An 18333-nucleotide genomic window follows, 5' to 3' on the forward strand; every position below is an offset into this window, starting at 1 on the left:
GAGCCCGACGGCGACCACCGCCGTCGGGCTCTGCTGTGTCCTCGCCCCCTCCCTGGGACTCCTTGTCCGGGCCCCGGTACCGGCCTAGACTCACGCATACCGGCCGGTGTGCGGCCGATCCGTCCCAATCCTGAGGAGACAGCCGTGGCACCAAAATTCGGACTGCTGGCACTGGTCGAGGCCAAGCCCGGGAAGGAGCAGGAAGTCTGGGACTTCCTCAACGGCGGCCGGGAGATCGTTCTGAATGAGCCGGGCACACGGACCTGGTACGCGTTCCGGGTCAACGAGAACACCTTCGGCATTTTCGACACCTTCGACACCGAGGAGGACCGGCAAGCCCACCTCAACGGGGCCATCCCGGCAGCACTCGGCGAACACGGCCCGGCGATGCTCGCCAAGGACCCGGACATCAAACTCATCGAGCTCATCGCGGTGAAGTAGGCGCAGGCGTGCGGTCCTGCCGAGTGGGGGCACATTGACACGGACACACCGGCGTGTGAGCCCGGAGTGGCTGCCCCGGCCGCCAAAGTGCCCCCGGACCGCTACCCGGGTGCCCCCAAGCCGCCCCCAAAGTACGCCCGGGGCCGCCCCAAGCTATGTGACGCGGCGTTACCTTTCGTGAACGGGTGTTTCCACACCGTTGTTCCGCGCTGTGGTGCCGCCCTATCGTCGATGCATGGCAATTCAGGACATTTACCCCACGGCGCTGCGCCTCCTCGGCCGCCCCGTGCTCGTCGTAGGCGGCGGCACCGTCGCCGCACGCCGCGCCAAGGGACTGCTCGACGCCGGCGCCCGAGTCACCGTCGTCGCACCACTGGCCAGCCCGGCCCTGGCCGACCTTGCCGACGCCGGCCTCCTCACCTGGGAGCCGCGCACCTACCGCCCGTCCGACGTCGACGGCGTCTGGTTCGTCCAGACCGCCACCGGCGACTCCGCGGTCGATGCCCAGGTTTCCGCTGACTCCGAGTCCCAGCGCATCTGGTGCGTCAACGCCTCCGACCACGAGTCCTCCGCCGCCTGGACCCCCGCCGTCGCGGTGGTGGATGACGTGAAGATCGCCGTGAACGCCGGGGGAGATCCGCGCCGCGCCATGGCCCTGCGCGACGCCGTCGCCACCGCCCTGGAAACCGGCGACCTGCCGCTGCGCAGGCACCGGGCAACCGCGGGATCAGCCACCGGTTCGGTGGCCCTCGTCGGCGGCGGACCCGGTGACACCGGACTCATCACCGTCCGCGGCCGACGGCTCCTGGGCCAGGCCGACGTCGTGGTAGCGGACCGCCTCGGACCGCGTGAACTTCTCAACGAACTTGCCCCCGACGTCCGCGTGATCGAGGTCGGCAAGACCCCCGGCCACCACCCTGTCCCGCAGTCCGAGATCAACCGCATCCTCGTCGACGAAGCACTGCAGGGCCACCGCGTGGTCCGGCTCAAGGGCGGGGACCCGTACGTCCTAGGCCGCGGCGGCGAGGAAGCCGAGTTCTGCCGGCAGAACGGCGTCGAGGTGGAAGTGGTTCCCGGCGTGACCTCGGCCATCTCAGTCCCAGCCGCTGCCGGCATCCCGGTCACGCACCGCGGACTCGCCAAAGGCTTCAGCGTGGTCACCGGCCACGAGGAACTCTCCGAGGTCCCGGCCCGCGCCGACCACACCGTGATCCTGCTCATGGGCGTCGGCCAGCTGCGCGATTCCGCCGCCTCGCTGGCCCGCGCCGGTTTGCCTCCGGAGACTCCTGTTGGCATCGTAGAGAATGGATACCTGCCGAACCAGCGGGTGACCATCGGAACCCTCGGGACCATCGCGGACCAGGCGGAGGCCGCCGGCGTCGCGAATCCCGCGGTGATCGTGATCGGTGACGTGGTCCGCGTCAGCCCGTTCGCGCCGTCGCACTTCAAGACCGCCGACTACAGCACCATCACCCCGAACAGCCCCCGCGTCCTGACCCCGTAGCCCGCCCCACCCCCAGCCCCCCCGGCAAGACCCACACCCACCCACCCACCCCGCCCCCAGCCCCAGCCCCACCAAGACCCACCCACCCAACTAGCTGGCAGTTGTTGTCGTTCTGAGCCCTCAAAACGACAACGATTGCGAGCCAGTTGGGCCGGAACGAACAAAAGGAACACAGCCGTGTCAATCAGCACGCCCGTAGGAACCGCCGCCCGCCCGCTGCGCGTCGCCGTCGTCGGTTCCGGCCCCGCCGGCGTCTACGCCGCGGACATCCTCACCAAGAGCGAGGCCGTCAAGAGCGGCGAGCTCACCGTGAGCATCGACCTCTTCGACCGCTACCCGGCGCCCTACGGCCTGATCCGCTACGGCGTCGCCCCCGACCACCCGCGCATCAAGGGCATCGTTAACGCGCTGCACAAGGTCCTGGACCGCGGCGACATTCGCTTCTTCGGCAACGTCGACTACGGGACAGACCTCTCGCTCGAGGACCTCCGCACCCACTACGACGCCGTCATCTTCGCCACCGGCGCCATCAAGGACGCGGACCTGAACATCCCGGGCATCGAACTCGGGGGCTCCTACGGCGGTGCCGACTTCGTCTCCTGGTACGACGGCCACCCGGACGTCGCCCGGGAATGGCCGCTGGACGCCAAGGAAGTCGCGGTGATCGGCAACGGCAACGTTGCCCTGGACGTGGCCCGCATGCTCTCCAAGCACGCCGACGATCTCCTGGTCTCCGAGATCCCGGACAACGTCTACGCCGGGCTGAAGTCCTCCCCGGTCACGGACGTGCACGTCTTCGGACGCCGCGGCCCGGCCCAGGTGAAGTTCACCCCGCTGGAACTGCGCGAACTCTCCCACTCCAAGGACGTGGACATCATCCTTTACGCGGAGGACTTCGAGTTCGACGCCGAATCGGACCGCCAGATCCAGGGCAACAACCAGACCAAGACCATGGTGGGCACGCTGACCAACTGGATCGCGGAACAGCCCGAGGACCTCTCCGAGCTCACCGCCTCCCGCCGCCTGCACCTGCACTTCCTGCACAGCCCCGTCGCGGTTCTGGGAACAACAGGCGACGCCGAGGCCCCCGGCCGCGTCGCCGGCATCAAGTTCGAGCGCACCGAACTCGACGGCACGGGCAACGCCCGCGGCACCGGCGAGTTTGTTGACTACCCGGTCCAGGCCGTCTACCGCGCCATCGGCTACTTCGGTTCCTCGCTGCCGGAGGTCGAGTTCGACCACAGCAAGGGAGTTGTCCCGAACGACGGCGGCCGCGTCCTGGACGGCGCCGGCGCCCATGTGCCGGGCATCTACGCAACCGGCTGGATCAAGCGCGGCCCGGTGGGCCTGATCGGCCACACCAAGGGCGATGCCCTCGAGACCGTGACCTACCTGCTCGAGGACCGCGCACAGCTGCCGCTCGCGGCGGCGCCCGCCCCGGAGGCAATCGTCGAGCTCCTCGCGGGCCGCGGCGTGCAGTACACCAGCTGGGAAGGCTGGCTGGCCCTGGACGAGCACGAGCGGGCGCTGGGTGAAACGGCGACGGCGGCCGGCGAGTCGCACGGTGTCCCCGTGCAGCGCGAGCGGATCAAGGTGGTCCCGCGCGGGGACATGGTGGAGATCAGCCGCGGCGGGGTGTCGGCCCAGCTCTGAGCGGCCGCCACAAGCACGATGCAACGCGGGGTCACTTCCCGCCCATTCCGCAAGGAATCTTGGGCTCGAAGTGGCCCCGCGTTGCTGGGCGTTTGGGCGCTTGCCCATCCACCGCCGGTAGTCAGTAGGCTTATCGTCATGAGGCTCCGTCACAGCAACGCGTCCGGCCGCGGGTACCGCCGGGTCCCCGCCGGGACCGGGTTCAGCTACAGGGACCTGGGCGGGTCGACGCTGCCTCCGGGTCCGGTGCGGGACCGGCTGGAGAGCATCGACATCCCGCCGGCCTGGACGGACGTCTGGATTCCCCGTACGACAACGGGCACATCCAGGCCACGGGAGTCGACGCGGTGGGCCGGCGGCAGTACATCTACCATCCGAGCTGGCGCGAACGGAAGGACCGGCTGAAGTTCGACCGTTCGCTCCAGCTGGCCGAGACCCTGCCGGCCGCCGCCTGGTGACCGTGGACCTGCGCTCCGAAGGGCTCAGCCGCGAGCGCGTCCTGGCGGCCGCCTTCCGGACGCTCGACAGCGGATCGCTGCGGGTCGGCTCGGAGCGCTACACCAACGAAAACGGCAGCCACGGCCTCGCCACCCTGCTCTGCGCCCGCGTCAAGGTGCGCAAGGACGAGCTCAGGCTCAGTTTCCCCGCCAAGAGCGGCAAGACCTGGGAATCACGGATCGACGACGCCGACCTCGCCGCCGTCGTGCGGCAGCTCAAGCGCCGCGGGGGCAACGCCCGGCTGCTGGCCTACAAGGACGGCCGCAGCTGGCACCCGGTGTCCAGTGCGGACATCAACGAGTACGTCAAGGAGCGCACCGGGGAGGACTTCACCGCCAAGGATTTCCGCACCCCATGCGGGGGACGGCGGCGGCAGCCGTCAGCCTGGCGCTGAGCGGCCCGCAGGCGAAAGTTTCGGTCCGGAAGAGTGCGGTGAGCCGTGCCATGCAGGACGCGGCCGCAGTCCTGGGCAACACGCCGTCGATCGCCCGGAAAAGCTACGTCGATCCGCGGCTGCTGGACCACTTCGCCGCCGGGGAGACGATCGACCCGAAACGGCTGGACTCCGCCGAGTCCGAGATCCGCGCCCTGCTGTACCAGGAAGGCGAAGTGGTTCCGCTGCGGAAGCCCGTGAGCTAGCAAGCCCGTGAGCTGGCAGGCCGTGAGCTAGCAAAGCCGGGACGCCGCTACATCCGGCCGAAACGAGCCCGGATCAGCGCGAAGGCCCCGTAGGCAATAAACCCCGCCCCGATGGCCAGGAGCAGGTACGGGCCGAAGGGGTGCCCCAACAGGGCCTTCAGGCTGCCGTCCAGCCCCGTGGACGAGCCGGGATTGTTGGTCGCCGCCGCGATTACGAACAACAGCCCGGTCAGGATCAGCGCCCCGCCCTTGGCAATGTGGCCGGCCACGCCGAGGGCACTGACCAGGTGTCCGCGGCGCGTCCCCTCGAAGTGGTGCAGCTCCTCCTTGAATTTCTTTCCGACACCCTTGACGATGAAGTACACCCCGATCCCGATGATGGTCAGCCCGAGGCCGATCAGGAGCGGAACCCCGAACGGGCTCTGCACCAGCGCGGTGCTGAAATCCCGGGTCGAGTCACCCGAATCGCTGCGGTTGCCGAGCGAAAGCCGGCGAAACTCAGCCCGACGCTGCCGTACGCGATGCTGAGGAAGCCGGAGGAAACGAGCTTGCCCAGCCGTTCGCCCCGCGGGAGATGGCGGGCCCGCAGGGTCGCTTCGCTCAGCTGCCAGAGCGAGAGCCCGGCGCAGGCCGTGCATCCGGCCCACGTCACGGCCGGACCCCAGGGGTTGGCCGCGAGCTGTTCGATGGCGCCGGTCGGTTCGGCCTGGCCCTGGGCGCCCAGGACCAGGGCGACGGCGATGGCCCCGATCACGATATGAAGCAGCGCCATCACAGCAAAACCGGAACGCGCGACGACGTCGAGCACGGTGCTGTTGGACGCCCCCTCGGCGGCGTCGGCAGCATCTCCGATAGCAGTTTCGTGATCTGACATTCAGCCCGCCGTCCCGCCGCTCAGAATTTCCCCAGCCAGCCGTTCCCTGGTCAGGTACTCCCTGGTCAGCCGTTCATCGGGCCTTCGGCGTGGATGTCGCCCGCGCCGGCACCCACTATCGTCACTGTGCACCGGACAATGAGGCCGCCGGGGGCGGTGTCTACTTCGATCAGGGTCTCGCCCCGGTCGATCACCGCGTACTTTTCCGTCCCGGCTTCCACTTCGAAACCGCGCGAGGCGGCCGCCTGTTTCGCGTTCGCCAGCGCGGACTCCCGCAGGCGGTCCACGTAGCCCGGCTCGTCCGCCCGGGAGCTCTCGCCGAAGGCCCATCCAAAGAGCTGACCGGTTTCTTCCATGGCCCGATTTTACCCGCAGGAACCGCGTTCCTGCGGTCGAGGCGCCCCGACGCCAGGTCTACCAACTTGTTGCTAAGTGTGCTTACTATAGTTGGACCATGCCCGCGCTTTGGACATGCCCCGCGGCACCCGCGTCAGCGGCGGCCGCCGCGATTCCGGATTCGACTACAGACGATAGGAAGCTCAACATGGCAGGTAATCTTGTTGCCCGATCCATTCACGACCTGACGGCAGGCGCCTGGTTCGGCGGTTCGCTGATGGGCGCCATTGGGCTCAACGGTGCGGCGGCGGAAGCCCGGGACTCCGCGGAACGCACCCGGCTCTCGAGCCTGGGCTGGAAGAAGTGGGCCCCGTTCCAGACGGCCGCTTTCGGCGCGCACATCCTCTCCGGCCTCGCCATCGTGTGGGAGAACAAGGACCGCATGGCCAAGCAGGACGGCGTAACCCGGCTGACTGTCTACAAGTCCGTCGTCACCCTCGCCGGTGCCGCCGTGACGCTGTACGCGGGCCTGCAGGGCGCAAAGGTGGACAAGTTGGCCAGCGAAGGTGCCAAGGGTGCAACGGAGCCCAAGCCAGGCGCGTCCGAGGAGCTCCGTTCGGCGCAGGAGCAGTTGAAGATCCTGCAGTGGGCCATCCCGGTGTTTGCCGGCTGGGTGATTGTGCTCGGCGCCAAGCACGGCGAAATGCAGCGCCCCAAGAACGTCTTCAAGGGCCTGGCACGCTGATCTTCTTCGCGCCGCGCTCGCCCCGCCATGAGCGTCGCGCGCCGCTGGTCGGCGGCTGATCGTTGGAGCAAACACAAAGGCCTCCGGACGGAACGTCGGTTCCGGCCCGGAGGCCTTTGTCGTGCCGGGCCCCTGCTGCTGGGCGCAGGAGCCGGCCGTCAAAATTCGGCGCTGACGAGGCCGATAAAACTGCCGTCCGCCAGCAGGTCTGGGTCGGGGGCGAACCGCTGGGACTGAGCATCTTCCGGCGACCTTGCAGAAACCCTATTCAGCTACTCCCGTAGCCAGTCCGCGCAGGAATTCAGGTTCCGGGTGACGCTTTCGACGGCGGCCGCCTCGTCCCGGACCGCGATCGCCTCCACCAGTTCGCCGTGGCCTTCAGGCGGCAGGCCGTTGAAGCCTCCCCGGCGCTGCTGCCGGAGGAGATCATTGTGGAATAAGACGCCGAAGCTGACGTACAGCTCATGCAGCAGGGGATTGGCCGACGCCTGTGCCACCAGCACGTGGAAGTCCCAGTCGGCACGGGCCCACGCGGGGTAGTCTTCGGCCAGCCAGGCAACGCGGCGGGCGGCGAGCAGTTCGCGCATGGCGGTGACGGCGTCGGCCGTCGCATGCCGGGCGGCGAGCCGGGCCGCCTGGGTGTCCAGGCCCACCCGGACCTCGAGGATGTGCCCCTGGGAATGGTCCTGATACAGGCGCTGTGTGGCACCGGCAATCTCGCTGGTGGCCCGGACGTAGGTGCCGTCCCCGCGGCGGACCTCAAGCATGCCGCTGTGGGCGAGAGCCTTGACGGCCTCGCGCAGGGTGCCGCGGGAGACGCCGAAGGCCGCCATCAGCTCCGGTTCCGCCGGGATGCGCTGCTGCAGCGGCCACTCGCCCGAGTGGATCAGCGCCCGCAGCTTGGCGGTGATTTCGTCCACCAGCGGGGGCCGGTGCGAAGCGGTGAGGGTCATCGCGGGGTCCTTTCGGCGGACTGCGGAGTTTTGGGCCCGGCCGTGAGGAGCTGGCCGACGGCGATCTGGCCGAGGGCCACAGCCAGCAGCAGGATCAACGGCAGGGTCCAGGAACCGGTGGCGCTGTGCAGCAGGCCCATGCCGAAGGGCCCGAGGGTCGCCAGCAGATAGCCGGCGGACTGGGCCACGGTGGACAATGCCGTGGTCTCCTCGGTGGTGCGGCCGCCGCGGCTGATCATCACCATGACCAGCGGGAAGATGCCGAGCCCGAAGCCGAGCAGCACCGCCGTCAGGGGCGCCCAGTCGACCGGCAGGACCAGCATCGCCAGGACGCCGAGCGCCATTGTCACGGTGGCCAGATGGAACGCGGCCCGCAGCCTGCGCGGGCGGGATCCGATGGCCACCAGCACCATGCCGGCGGGGACGGAGACGAGCTGCATCAGCCCGAACATGAGCCCGCTCGCGGAAGCGGTCATCCCCATCGTCACCAGCATGTAGGGGAACCAGCTGAGCACCGCGTAGGCCAGGAGTGCCTGGACCGTGAAGCCGAGCGTGATCAGTGCTCCGGTGCGGGTGCGCAGCAGGGGCCAGGGGGAAACCCGGGCGGCCTTGACGGCGGACGCGTTCCTGTGGGCATGCACTGCAATCGGAAGGAAGCCGAGGCAGGCGCACAGGGCCATGAAGCCGATGGATCCGACGCCCGCGGAGGGCGATCCGAGCGCCTGCGCCACGGGGACGATCAGGACGGCGGTGACCGTGGCGCCCGTGGTCATGGTCACTGTGTAAAGGGCGGTCATGAGAGACGTGCGGTCCGCGAAGTGCACCCTGATGAAGGATGGCATCGCCACATTGCAGACGGCCAGCCCCGACATGCCCACCACGGTGCCGGCGAGCAGCATTCCGGTGGACGGGATAGCCCGCAGCAGGAGCCCTGCGGCCAGCAGGATGAGCGAGAGCAGGATGGCCTTCTCGAGTCCGAGTTGCCGGGTCAGCCAGGACGTGGCGGCGCCGGCCACCGCGAAACACAGCGTCGGGATCGACGGGATGACGGCAGCGATCAGCGGTCCGTAGCCCAGGACTGCCTGCAGGTCGTGGAACAGGGCGGCTGCCCCGGTGATGCCGGCGCGCAGGTTGAGCCCGATCAGGACGAGTGCGATGATTCCGGCCACGACGACGCCGCGCGGCCGCCCGCGATCCGGGCCGGGGGAAGATGCTGTCTCGGGGAGGGCGGACGCCGCCGTGCTGCTAGCCATGCTTACCATTTTTAAAGGTTAGACGTTTGATGTTTGGGGAACCAGAGTTAAGTGGCAAATATCTCGCAAAGCGGTAGCCGTTGCACGACGATGGTGCCATAGAGCCATTCGGATCTGACTGGAGTCCGGATGGGGCCGATCTGGCGTTACTCCGGGCGGACTCAGCGCGGGTGGCGTGCGCTCAGCCGCTGCACGGCGAGAGCCAGCCATAGCTGCACTCGGTCCGCCGTCTGGGCCGGGTCATAACCGGTGAGCTCGGTGATCTGGGCCAGCCGGTAGCGGACGGTGTTCCGGTGCAGCGTGAGGTCCTCGGCGACGGCGGCTACCGAGCCGTTGTTGTTGAGGTAGCTTTCCAGCGTGGTCATGAGTTCGGCCCCGTGCGTGGCGTCGAAGCTGCGGAGCGGATTCAGCGACTCGTTCGCCATATCCGCCAGCGGAACATCCTCGCTGGCCAGCAGCAGCGAGGTCAGGCTGAGCCGCTCGGGTTCGTTGACGGGCAGGCCGTGGCTGGCGGCATCGCGGGCCTCGAAATAGCTCCAGCGCAGCCCGTTGGGTTTTGTGTACGCCCCGCCGATCCCGATCGTGGCATGCAGGCCGGCTTCGGCCAGATGGTCGCTGAGGCTGCGGGCCAGCCCGCTGGCGCCGCTGCCGTCGTCGGGGATCACCACGATCAGGTCCTTCCCGACGACGGCGCTCACCGCCTTATCCAGCGGCTGCGGCAGTGCGGAGCTGCCGAGCTGTTTGTGGTGCGCCGCCGACTCGGCGAGCAGCACCACATTCTTGCGGGTGCTGTTGATGCCGATACCGGCGAGCCGGCGGGTGGCTTCGGAAGAATCCAGGGTTCCGTGGATCACGTCCTCGAGGACCTGCCCGGCGAGGGCGCGCTGCGACTGGCGCTGCTTGACCATGTTATTGAGCTCGACGCTGATCAGGTTCTGGGCGTAGCCCACAATGCCGGAGTCCTCGAAGGGCTGTTTGATCCAGAGGGTGCACGCATCGCGGCGGCCGGTCGGGATGGGGTAGGAGGCCCAGCCGTCGGTGCTGGGGGCGGGATGGCCCGCCACACTGTTGTAGAGCTGGGCGGTGAACTGGGTCAGCACAATCTCGGTCCGCAGCATGGAACCGAGGTGCTTCAGCAGTTCGGCGAGGCCGCCGCCGGTGAGGAGGGCCCGGGCCAGGATCTGGTGCCCGGCGATGAGCCGCTCGAGCTTGGAGTAGTGGTCCGCGGACTGGGCGTCGGCCACGAGCTTGCCGATGGCGATGAAGGGCGTCTCGTAGGGGACCTCGACCACCGGCAGGCCCCAGCGGTTGGCCTCGGCGATCAGGGCCGGCGGCACGTCGTCGTGCGTCAGGCCGATTCCGAAGCCGATCCCCACGGCGCCCGCCCGCTGGACCTGACGGACGAAGCGGCGCTGGTCCGGGGCGCTCCGCAGCCGCATGCCGGTGGTGAGGACGAGTTCGCCGCCGTTGAGGAACCGCTGCGGGTCCTCCTGTTCCGTGACGGCCACCCAGAGGATGTCCTGGTGCGAGGTGGTTTCCGCGAGGCCCGCCTTGGTCAGCTTGAGGGACGGGACCCCTAGCAGGGCTGCAAGTGAAATGGCCATGGATTCAGGATAGCCGGGGGCTGGTCAAGCGCACTAAAGTATCGCGGCAACGGTGTGCAGGTGACTATTCCCAGCCCCGCACACCTGGCATAGGCTCGGAGCAGTCTAATCAGGGCCCTTCAGCGCGAAAGAGGTTGTACACCGTGGTTCAAACCTTGCAGAACTTCATCAACGGCGAATTTGTCACGCCCGCCGGCACCGGCATGCTGGACATCGTCAACCCCACGAACGGTGACGTGGTGGCGAAATCACCCATCTCGGTGCAGGCCGACGTCGACGCCGCCATGACCGCCGCGAGGGATGCCTTCAAGAGCTGGAAGCACACCACGCCCGGGCAGCGCCAGCTCATGCTGCTCAAGCTCGCGGATGCCGTCGAGGCGCACAGCGACGAACTCGTCGACGCGCAGCACCGCAACACGGGGCAGGTCCGCTCCCTGATCGCCTCCGAGGAGGTTGCCGCCGGCGCGGACCAGTTGCGCTTCTTTGCCGGCGCCGCACGGATCATGGAAGGCAAGTCCGCCGGGGAGTACTTCGAGGGCCACACCTCCTACGTCCGGCGCGAGCCGATCGGTGTGGTGGCCCAGGTGGCGCCGTGGAACTACCCGTTCCTGATGGCGATCTGGAAGATCGGCCCCGCCCTGGCGGCCGGCAACACCGTGGTGCTCAAGCCCTCGGACACCACCCCCGAGTCCACCCTGGTCCTGGCCCGCCTGGCCGGCGGGATCTTCCCGGCCGGTGTCCTCAACGTCGTCCTCGGCACCGGCGAGACCGGCGCCATGATGGTGGAGCACAAGGTCCCCGGGCTGGTCTCCATCACCGGCTCGGTCCGGGCCGGCATCGCCGTCGCCTCCGGTGCCGCCAAGGGTCTCAAGCGCGCCCACCTGGAGCTCGGCGGCAAGGCCCCCGCCATCGTCTTCAAGGACGCGGACATCAAGAAGAGCGCCGCGGCCATCGCCGAATTCGCCTTCTTCAACGCCGGCCAGGACTGCACCGCAATCACCCGCGTGCTGGTCCAGGACGAGGTGCACGACGACGTCGTGGCAGCCATGGTGGAGCACACCAAGACCCTGCACACGGGATCGCAGAACGACGAGGACAACTACTTCGGGCCGTTGAACAACGTGAACCACTTCAACGCGGTGACCTCGGTTGTGGAGCACCTGCCGGCGAACTGCAAGATCGAGACCGGCGGCCACCGCGCCGGCGATAAAGGATTCTTCTTCGAGCCCACCATCGTCACCGGCGCCAAGCAGAGCGACGACATCGTCCAGAAGGAAACCTTCGGACCGGTCATCACGGTGCAGAAATTCAGCACCGAGGACGAGGCCGTGGAGCTGGCCAACGACGTCGAGTACGCCCTGGCCTCGAGCGTCTGGACCACCGACCACGGCACCGCCATGCGCGTCAGCCGCGACCTGGACTTCGGCGCCGTGTGGATCAACACGCACATCCTGCTCACGGCCGAAATGCCGCACGGAGGCTTCAAGCAGTCCGGCTACGGCAAGGACCTGTCTATGTACGGGGTCGAGGACTACACCCGCATCAAGCACGTCATGTCCGCACTTGATGCATAGCCCAGACGCATAACCCAGTCGCATAGCCCATACGCATAACCCATCCGCATCACGCCACGCGCCTCACCCGCACGCTTAGAAAGGCTTTCCCATGACCACCACCGCACATGACATCACCTACCGTCTTGAGCAGAAACGCCGCGTCCAGGCCGACTTCCCGGGCCCCAAGTCCCTCGCCCTGACCGAACGCCGCAAGGCTGTGGTCGCTGCGGGCGTCGCGTCCAGCGTTCCGGTGTTCGTCGCCGACGCCGACGGCGGCATCATCCACGACGTCGACGGCAACTCCTTCATCGACCTCGGCTCCGGCATCGCCGTGACCAGCGTCGGCGCCTCGGATCCGGCCGTCGTCGGCGCCGTCAAGGAGGCCGTGGAGCACTTCACCCACACCTGTTTCATGGTCACGCCCTACGAAGGCTATGTCGCCGTCGCCGAGCAGCTGAACCGCCTCACCCCCGGCGACCACGAGAAGCGCACGGTGCTCTTCAACTCCGGCGCCGAGGCCGTGGAAAACGCCGTCAAGGTGGCCCGCCTGGCCACCGGCCGGGACGCCGTCGTCGCCTTTGACCACGCCTACCACGGCCGCACCAACCTGACCATGGCCCTGACCGCCAAAGCGATGCCATACAAAACCAACTTCGGCCCGTTCGCGCCCGAGGTCTACCGGATGCCGATGAGCTACCCCTACCGCGAGGAAAACCCGGAGATCACCGGTGCCGAGGCCGCCAAGCGCGCCATCACCATGATCGAGAAGCAGATCGGCGGCGAGTCCGTGGCGGCGATCATCATCGAGCCCATCCAGGGCGAGGGCGGCTTCATCGTCCCTGCCGAGGGCTTCCTGCCGGCACTCGCGGCCTGGGCCAAGGACAAGGGCATCGTCTTCATCGCCGATGAGGTCCAATCCGGCTTCTGCCGCACCGGCGAGTGGTTCGCCGTGAACCACGAAGGCGTGGTTCCGGACATCATCACCATGGCCAAGGGCATCGCCGGCGGCATGCCGCTGTCCGCCATCACCGGCCGCGCCGAGCTGCTCGACGCCGTCCACCCGGGCGGCCTCGGCGGCACCTACGGGGGCAACCCGGTCGCTTGTGCCGCGGCACTGGCCTCGATCGGCTCGATGGAGCAGTACGACCTCAACGGCCGCGCCCGGCACATCGAGGAGATCGCCCTCGACAAGCTGCGCGAACTCGCCGTCGGGCAGTCGGTGATCGGGGACGTCCGCGGCCGCGGCGCCATGCTCGCGATCGAACTGGTCCAGGCCGGCTCGAAGGAACCGAATCCGGAACTGACCAAGGCCGTCGCCGCGGCCTGCCTCAAGGAGGGTGTCATCATCCTCACCTGCGGCACCTACGGCAACGTCGTCCGGCTGCTGCCCCCGCTGGTCATCAGCGACGAGCTGCTGCTGGACGGACTCGAGGTCCTGGCCGCGGCCATCAAGGCCAACGCCTGACAGGCCGCGAGATAACAGCAGAGCCGCGGACCAGCAGGTCCGCGGCTCTGCTGTTATCTCGCGGTGTTATTGCCGCGGTGATATCTCCACTCTGTTATCTAAACTCTGTTATCTAAACTCTGTTATCTAAACTCTGTTATCCCCACCGTGTTATTTCCACTGCGTGGAGTCCAGCTGGATTGCCACGACATACAGGTGCTGCCCTTGTTCGATCTTTTCGACCTCGTATACGCGCACCTTGGTTTGCGGAACGGTTCCCATCGGACGGCCCACACCGATGCCGTAGCTGAGCACGCCTTCGAAGTCGCCGGCCGGGGCGTAGCTGGTGAGGGCCTTGTAGCCGATGTTGGGCGCCGGAGCGCTCTTGACGGTGCTCGCCGTGCCGTCCGCCGTGTGCGCCTGGGCGCCGCGGAACACCACTTTGAGGATGGCCCCGGTGCCCGGCAGCGGAACCGGCAGTCCGCTGCCGTCGGCGAGCAGTTCGGGAACAAACACAACCTCGTAGCTGGGGAAACCGCCGCTAAAACGGAAGCTGAGCTGGTCGAAGGGCGGAGTCTCCGCGGGGTGCTGGCCTGCCCCGATCGCGGCGAGCGTCGGCAGCGGGGCCGCGGGCGGCGGAGAAAGCGGCACCGGGTTCTCATGCGTGGCCTTGAAAATCCGTCCCGGGCCTGGCCAGGACCAGTCGAGGGCGATCTTGGAGGAAATCACCTTGTCGCCGGTCTGCGGCGGCCCGGTTTCGTCGGTGTCGCCCGGCACGCTGGCGGTCGCGGACGGTACGGCGGCAGTCGGTGCGGCGGCAGACGATGCCGAGGCGGAGCCCGTGGCCTGGCTGCTTCCGCCGGGTGGTGGCGTGGACGGGGTACAGGCTGTGAGAGTCAGCAGCAGTGCCAGCAACCCCAGTCCGACGTTCCTTGCTCCGGTTTTCTGTGCTCTGATCGCACCCACGGTGGGCTCCCCTCGACCATTCCAGCCTAGGCGCGGAAGATTCCCCTGCTCAGGGCCAAAAGTCACGAATTATCACGGGCTATTCCGCGCCGCTGGGCTAGAGTCGTTCCTACCACTGCAGGAACGCAGACCGGCCGACGTCGCCCGGAATCCCCGGAGCAATGCTGGCTTCTGCCCAGACCCATAAGGGGTTCATACATGCGATACGTAGTCGGCTATACACCCAACGAACGCGGCGCCGACGCCGTCGCCCTGGCCTCGGCCATGGCCCGTGCCCAGGGGGCGGACCTTGATCTGGTTTATGTGGTGGACCGGAGTGCCCCCTCCCTCGCCCCGAGTCTGGAGAGAAGCCGCGTCGGCGCCGCTGAACAGAAAGTGCTCAGCGTGGAGCGCGAGGGACTGTCCCTGGTACCGGAGGGGCTGGAGGCCCGGTTCCACGACCGTCCGGCGGAGTCGTTTGCGGCGGGCCTGATTGATGCGGCAGTGGAGTACAAGGCAGGCCTGATCGTGGTGGGCGCGGCGAGCAACGGCCTGTTCAAGCGGTACAGCGTGGGAAGTGTGGCCAACGCCCTGCTCCATGCCTCGCCTGTGCCGGTGGCACTGGCGCCGCGCGGCTACCGGCGCACGGAGCCCATCACGCGGCTGACCCTCGCGGTGGGCCAGCGCACCGGCGCGGAGGCTGCCATCGGCGCCGCGATCAAATCCGCAGAACGCCGCGGCGTCCCGCTGCGGCTCGTCTCGCTTGTGGAGCTCGACGCCGAAGGAGACAGCGGCGAGAACATCAACGCTGCCCATATCCACGCCAACACTGTCCTCACCGACGCCTCCCACCGGCTCCCCGCCGGGCACACCGTGAACGTTGAAGTCGCGCACGGCAGGACCATCGAGGAAGCGATCGACGACCTTGAGTGGGACGACGGCGAGATCATGATCGTGGGCTCGTCCCGGCTGGCGGAAAAGAACAAGCTTTTCATCGGCAGCACCGCCAACAAGGTGCTGCGCGCCCTGCCGGTTCCGATGGTGGTAGTCCCGCGGGACTACGAAGGGGTCGATTCCAACCCGGAGCTCTGACCAACCACCCCTGCGCAACCAAGCCCCGCGCGAGCGTTGGGCGGGGTTCAGGCGGCGGCCCGGGCCAGCTTCCGGGTGACGGAATTCTTCCGCGCGGTCCGCAGCATGTCCACGGTGAGCACCAGCAGCGCAAGCCAGACGACGCCGAAACCGATCCAGCGGTCCGTGGTCATGGTTTCCTTGAAAACGGCCAGCGCCACGATGAACTGCAGGACCGGGGCAAAATACTGCAGCAGGCCGATCGTGGTCATCGGCAGGCGGCGGGCGGACGCGCCGAAGAACAGCAGCGGCACGGCCGTGATGATGCCGGACGCCGCCAGCAGCCAGAAGTGTCCGGCGCCGTTGGCACCGAGCGTCGCTGCTCCGCTGACGCCGAGGAAGATCATGGTCACGGCGGCCACCGGAGCCAGCACGATGGTCTCGACGGAGAGGCTGGTGAGCGCGTCCGCCCGCGGCCCGACGCGCTTCTTGACGAAGCCGTAGAGGCCGAAGCTCAGCGCCAGGGTCAGGGCGATCCAGGGCAGCTTCCCGTAGGAGACCGTCAGGACGCCGACGGCTACAAAGCCGATTCCAACGGCGGCCCACTGCAGCCGGCGCAGCTTCTCCTTCAGGACGAAGACGCCCAGCAGCACGGAGACCAGCGGGTTGATGAAGTAGCCCAGTGAGGCTTCCACCGCCTGGCCGGTGGTCACACCGTAGACATAGGTCAGCCAGTTCACCGCGATCAGCACCGCTGCGATGGCGAGCGGAAAGATGACCGTGCGGTTCCGGAAGGCGGCTCCGAGCACGCGCCAGGACCGGGTGATCGTGATGAGCAGGACGCAGAAAAGCAGGGACCAGAGCACGCGGTTGGCCACGATCTCGACCGCGCCGGCCGGCTGAAGCACGAAGAAGTACAGGGGCATCAGCCCCCACAGCCCGTAAGCGCCGATCCCGAACAGGACACCCGCCGTCGTGTCCTTGTCCACGGCCTTGAGCGCCGCCGGCTGCTGCGGCGACGGGCTTCCCGAGGGTGCAGGCGCACCCAAGGCGGTCAGCGTGGCGGGGGAGGAGGATCCGTCGGGTTTAGGCACAAGATCAATAACACCAGCTGCCGTGCCCCTATTCCTGCCTTTTGTTCCCGCGGAGGGCGCGGATCCCTGCGATCTCAGTCACGGCAGGGCCCCACGGGTTCCCGCGGACATTTAGAATAGGGGATTGTGCGCTGCATCAACCGGCGCAGCCGCTAAGATTCAGGAGGGCTCCCGTTGTCCAACCCGGCCGAAACCACGTCCAAACGTCCGCTCCGCGTTGCGATTGTCGGCGCGGGACCGGCCGGCGTCTACGCCGCGGACATCCTGACGAAGTCCAATGAGGTCAAGGACGGCGATTTCGAGGTCAGCATCGACCTCTTCGAGGCGTACCCGGCGCCGTACGGGCTGATCCGCTACGGCGTGGCCCCGGACCATCCCCGGATCAAGGGCATCGTCAACGCCCTGCACAAGGTCCTGGACCGCGGGGACATCCGCTTCCTCGGCAACGTCACCTACGGCCGCGACCTGACCCTGCACGACTTCCGCGCCTTCTACGACGCCGTGATCTTCTCCACCGGGGCCATCAAGGACGCGGAGCTGGAGATCCCCGGCGTCGGGCTCGAGGGCTCCTTCGGCGGGGCTGACTTCGTTTCCTGGTACGACGGACACCCGGATGTGTCCCGCGACTGGCCGCTGGACGCCAGGGAAATCGCGGTGATCGGCAACGGCAACGTGGCACTGGATGTGGCCCGCATGCTGGTCAAGCACGCGGACGAACTGCTCGTCACCGAGATCCCGGACAACGTGTACCAGGCCCTCAAAAATTCCCCGGTCACCGACGTGCACGTGTTCGGCCGGCGCGGGCCGGCCCAGGTGAAGTTCACCCCGCTGGAGCTGCGCGAGCTCAGCCACGCCGGAGATGTGGACATCGTCCTGTACCCGGAGGATTTCGAGTTCGACGAGACCTCCGACGAGGCCATCCGCAGCAACAACCAGATCCGCACCATGGTCAACACGCTGACGAACTGGCTCGTCGAGGAGCACGCCGAGGCCGAGGAGCCGTCCTCCCGCCGGCTGCACCTGCATTTCCTGCACAGCCCGGTGGAGATCTACGACGACGCCGCCAAGCCCGGCAGTGTGGCCGGCATCAAGTTCGAGCGGATGCAGCTGGACGGCACCGGCAACGTCAAGGGCACGGGCGAATTCCTCGACTACCCGGTCCAGGCCGTCTACCGGGCGATCGGCTACCACGGCTCGCCGCTGGACGAACTGGAATACGACGCGCGCCGCGGGGTCATCCCCAACGAGGGCGGGCGCGTGCTCGACGCCGAGGGCAATCCGGTCCCCGGAATCTACGCCACCGGCTGGATCAAGCGCGGACCCGTGGGCCTGATCGGCCACACCAAGGGCGACGCGCTCGAGACCATCGGCTTCCTGCTCGAGGACCGGCTGACACTGCCGCCCGCGCAAAACCCGGACCCGCAGGCCATCATCGATCTCCTGGAGGAGCGGGGCGTCGAGTACACCACCTGGGAAGGCTGGATCAAGCTCGATGCGCACGAGCTTGCGCTCGGCGAGGAATGGTCGGCACAGGAGGACGCCAGCGGCGTCGTGCGGGAACGCATCAAGGTGGTCCCGCGCGAGGACATGGTCGAGATCTCCCGCGGTTAGACGCCAGCGGCGTCGTGCGGGAACGCATCAAGGTGGTCCCGCGCGAGGACATGGTCGAGATCTCCCGCGGTTAGAAGGGGGCGGTTCCCGCGCTCTGGCGGGCACCGGACGC

17 protein-coding genes and 1 pseudogene are annotated in these 18333 nt (G+C 67.9%); 11 read left to right on the plus strand and 7 right to left on the minus strand.

Going from position 1 to position 18333, the window contains the following annotated elements:
• The first annotated feature begins 144 nt into the window (after positions 1–144).
• The 6 genes from ABIB26_RS05885 (at position 145) to ABIB26_RS05910 (ending at position 4735) form a co-directional block, all read left to right on the plus strand.
• On the plus strand, positions 145–441 hold the full coding sequence (locus tag ABIB26_RS05885) for a putative quinol monooxygenase (protein ID WP_354240482.1): 297 nt from the start codon (positions 145–147) through the stop codon (positions 439–441).
• 235 nt (positions 442–676) lie between these two features.
• On the plus strand, positions 677–1945 hold the full coding sequence (gene cobA / locus ABIB26_RS05890) for a uroporphyrinogen-III C-methyltransferase (protein ID WP_354240484.1): 1269 nt from the start codon (positions 677–679) through the stop codon (positions 1943–1945).
• A gap of 177 nt (positions 1946–2122) precedes the next feature.
• Positions 2123–3598 carry an FAD-dependent oxidoreductase gene (locus tag ABIB26_RS05895; protein WP_354240486.1) on the plus strand — a complete coding sequence of 492 codons (1476 nt, stop codon included), beginning with the start codon at positions 2123–2125 and terminating at the stop codon, positions 3596–3598.
• A gap of 138 nt (positions 3599–3736) precedes the next feature.
• Positions 3737–4003: a DNA topoisomerase IB-related protein gene (locus tag ABIB26_RS05900; RefSeq protein ID WP_354240488.1), complete on the plus strand. Its 267-nt coding sequence runs from the start codon at positions 3737–3739 to the stop codon at positions 4001–4003.
• Positions 4004–4052: 49 nt separating this feature from the next.
• Entirely contained in the window at positions 4053–4490 is a 438-nt protein-coding gene (locus ABIB26_RS05905) for a hypothetical protein (RefSeq protein ID WP_354240490.1), read from the plus strand.
• Positions 4451–4735: a hypothetical protein gene (locus tag ABIB26_RS05910; protein WP_354240492.1), complete on the plus strand. Its 285-nt coding sequence runs from the start codon at positions 4451–4453 to the stop codon at positions 4733–4735. Before ABIB26_RS05905 ends, ABIB26_RS05910 begins: the two co-directional genes overlap by 40 nt.
• Positions 4736–4782: 47 nt before the next feature.
• On the opposite strand, the pseudogene ABIB26_RS05915 reads toward ABIB26_RS05910, so the two are convergent.
• Together ABIB26_RS05915 and ABIB26_RS05920 are read right to left on the minus strand one after the other, a co-directional pair.
• Positions 4783–5609: pseudogene (locus tag ABIB26_RS05915) on the minus strand (DUF1206 domain-containing protein).
• A 65-nt stretch (positions 5610–5674) separates the two neighbouring features.
• Positions 5675–5965 carry a hypothetical protein gene (locus tag ABIB26_RS05920; protein WP_354240494.1) on the minus strand — a complete coding sequence of 97 codons (291 nt, stop codon included), beginning with the start codon at positions 5963–5965 and terminating at the stop codon, positions 5675–5677.
• Between the two features lie 188 nt (positions 5966–6153).
• Here ABIB26_RS05920 and ABIB26_RS05925 point away from each other — a divergent pair, with 188 nt between their 5' ends.
• Positions 6154–6690: a hypothetical protein gene (locus ABIB26_RS05925; RefSeq protein WP_354240496.1), complete on the plus strand. Its 537-nt coding sequence runs from the start codon at positions 6154–6156 to the stop codon at positions 6688–6690.
• A 272-nt stretch (positions 6691–6962) separates the two neighbouring features.
• On the opposite strand, the gene ABIB26_RS05930 is transcribed toward ABIB26_RS05925, so the two are convergent.
• The 3 genes from ABIB26_RS05930 to ABIB26_RS05940 all read right to left on the minus strand — a co-directional run bounded on the left by ABIB26_RS05930 (position 6963) and on the right by ABIB26_RS05940 (position 10500).
• Complete coding sequence (locus ABIB26_RS05930; protein WP_354240498.1) at positions 6963–7643, minus strand: FadR/GntR family transcriptional regulator; 681 nt, start codon at positions 7641–7643, stop codon at positions 6963–6965.
• Positions 7640–8896: an MFS transporter gene (locus ABIB26_RS05935; RefSeq protein ID WP_354240500.1), complete on the minus strand. Its 1257-nt coding sequence runs from the start codon at positions 8894–8896 to the stop codon at positions 7640–7642. Before ABIB26_RS05935 ends, ABIB26_RS05930 begins: the two co-directional genes overlap by 4 nt.
• A 161-nt stretch (positions 8897–9057) precedes the next feature.
• On the minus strand, positions 9058–10500 hold the full coding sequence (locus tag ABIB26_RS05940; RefSeq protein WP_354240501.1) for a PucR family transcriptional regulator: 1443 nt from the start codon (positions 10498–10500) through the stop codon (positions 9058–9060).
• A gap of 143 nt (positions 10501–10643) precedes the next feature.
• Here ABIB26_RS05940 and ABIB26_RS05945 point away from each other — a divergent pair, with 143 nt between their 5' ends.
• On the plus strand, positions 10644–12074 hold the full coding sequence (locus tag ABIB26_RS05945) for a gamma-aminobutyraldehyde dehydrogenase (protein ID WP_354240503.1): 1431 nt from the start codon (positions 10644–10646) through the stop codon (positions 12072–12074).
• Positions 12075–12165: 91 nt separating this feature from the next.
• Positions 12166–13521, plus strand: a complete 1356-nt coding sequence (gene gabT, locus ABIB26_RS05950) for a 4-aminobutyrate--2-oxoglutarate transaminase (protein WP_354240504.1) — start codon at positions 12166–12168, stop codon at positions 13519–13521.
• Positions 13522–13671: 150 nt separating this feature from the next.
• Here the strand turns inward: gabT and ABIB26_RS05955 are convergent, their stop codons facing one another.
• Entirely contained in the window at positions 13672–14466 is a 795-nt protein-coding gene (locus ABIB26_RS05955; RefSeq protein ID WP_354240506.1) for an AMIN-like domain-containing (lipo)protein, read from the minus strand.
• A gap of 198 nt (positions 14467–14664) precedes the next feature.
• On the opposite strand from ABIB26_RS05955, the gene ABIB26_RS05960 reads away from it, so the two are divergent.
• On the plus strand, positions 14665–15537 hold the full coding sequence (locus ABIB26_RS05960) for a universal stress protein (RefSeq protein WP_354240508.1): 873 nt from the start codon (positions 14665–14667) through the stop codon (positions 15535–15537).
• Positions 15538–15584: 47 nt separating this feature from the next.
• Here ABIB26_RS05960 and rarD read toward each other — a convergent pair whose 3' ends face one another.
• Positions 15585–16610 carry an EamA family transporter RarD gene (rarD, locus tag ABIB26_RS05965; protein WP_354240510.1) on the minus strand — a complete coding sequence of 342 codons (1026 nt, stop codon included), beginning with the start codon at positions 16608–16610 and terminating at the stop codon, positions 15585–15587.
• A 174-nt stretch (positions 16611–16784) separates the two neighbouring features.
• Here rarD and ABIB26_RS05970 point away from each other — a divergent pair, with 174 nt between their 5' ends.
• On the plus strand, positions 16785–18221 hold the full coding sequence (locus tag ABIB26_RS05970) for an FAD-dependent oxidoreductase (RefSeq protein WP_354240512.1): 1437 nt from the start codon (positions 16785–16787) through the stop codon (positions 18219–18221).
• The last annotated feature ends 112 nt before the right edge of the window (positions 18222–18333 follow it).

Origin of the sequence: Arthrobacter sp. UYEF20, assembly GCF_040546335.1 — a bacterium.
Lineage (GTDB): Bacteria > Actinomycetota > Actinomycetes > Actinomycetales > Micrococcaceae > Arthrobacter.

Excerpts from the sequence above, each read along its gene's own strand:
- cobA (WP_354240484.1), top strand. The coding sequence starts at position 677 with ATGGCAATTCAGGACATTTACCCCACGGCGCTGCGCCTCCTCGGCCGC.
- ABIB26_RS05900 (WP_354240488.1), top strand. The coding sequence starts at position 3,737 with ATGAGGCTCCGTCACAGCAACGCGTCCGGCCGCGGGTACCGCCGGGTC.
- ABIB26_RS05910 (WP_354240492.1), top strand. The coding sequence starts at position 4,451 with ATGCGGGGGACGGCGGCGGCAGCCGTCAGCCTGGCGCTGAGCGGCCCG.
- ABIB26_RS05920 (WP_354240494.1), bottom strand. The coding sequence starts at position 5,965 with ATGGAAGAAACCGGTCAGCTCTTTGGATGGGCCTTCGGCGAGAGCTCC.
- ABIB26_RS05925 (WP_354240496.1), top strand. The coding sequence starts at position 6,154 with ATGGCAGGTAATCTTGTTGCCCGATCCATTCACGACCTGACGGCAGGC.
- ABIB26_RS05930 (WP_354240498.1), bottom strand. The coding sequence starts at position 7,643 with ATGACCCTCACCGCTTCGCACCGGCCCCCGCTGGTGGACGAAATCACC.
- ABIB26_RS05935 (WP_354240500.1), bottom strand. The coding sequence starts at position 8,896 with ATGGCTAGCAGCACGGCGGCGTCCGCCCTCCCCGAGACAGCATCTTCC.
- ABIB26_RS05940 (WP_354240501.1), bottom strand. The coding sequence starts at position 10,500 with ATGGCCATTTCACTTGCAGCCCTGCTAGGGGTCCCGTCCCTCAAGCTG.
- gabT (WP_354240504.1), top strand. The coding sequence starts at position 12,166 with ATGACCACCACCGCACATGACATCACCTACCGTCTTGAGCAGAAACGC.
- ABIB26_RS05960 (WP_354240508.1), top strand. The coding sequence starts at position 14,665 with ATGCGATACGTAGTCGGCTATACACCCAACGAACGCGGCGCCGACGCC.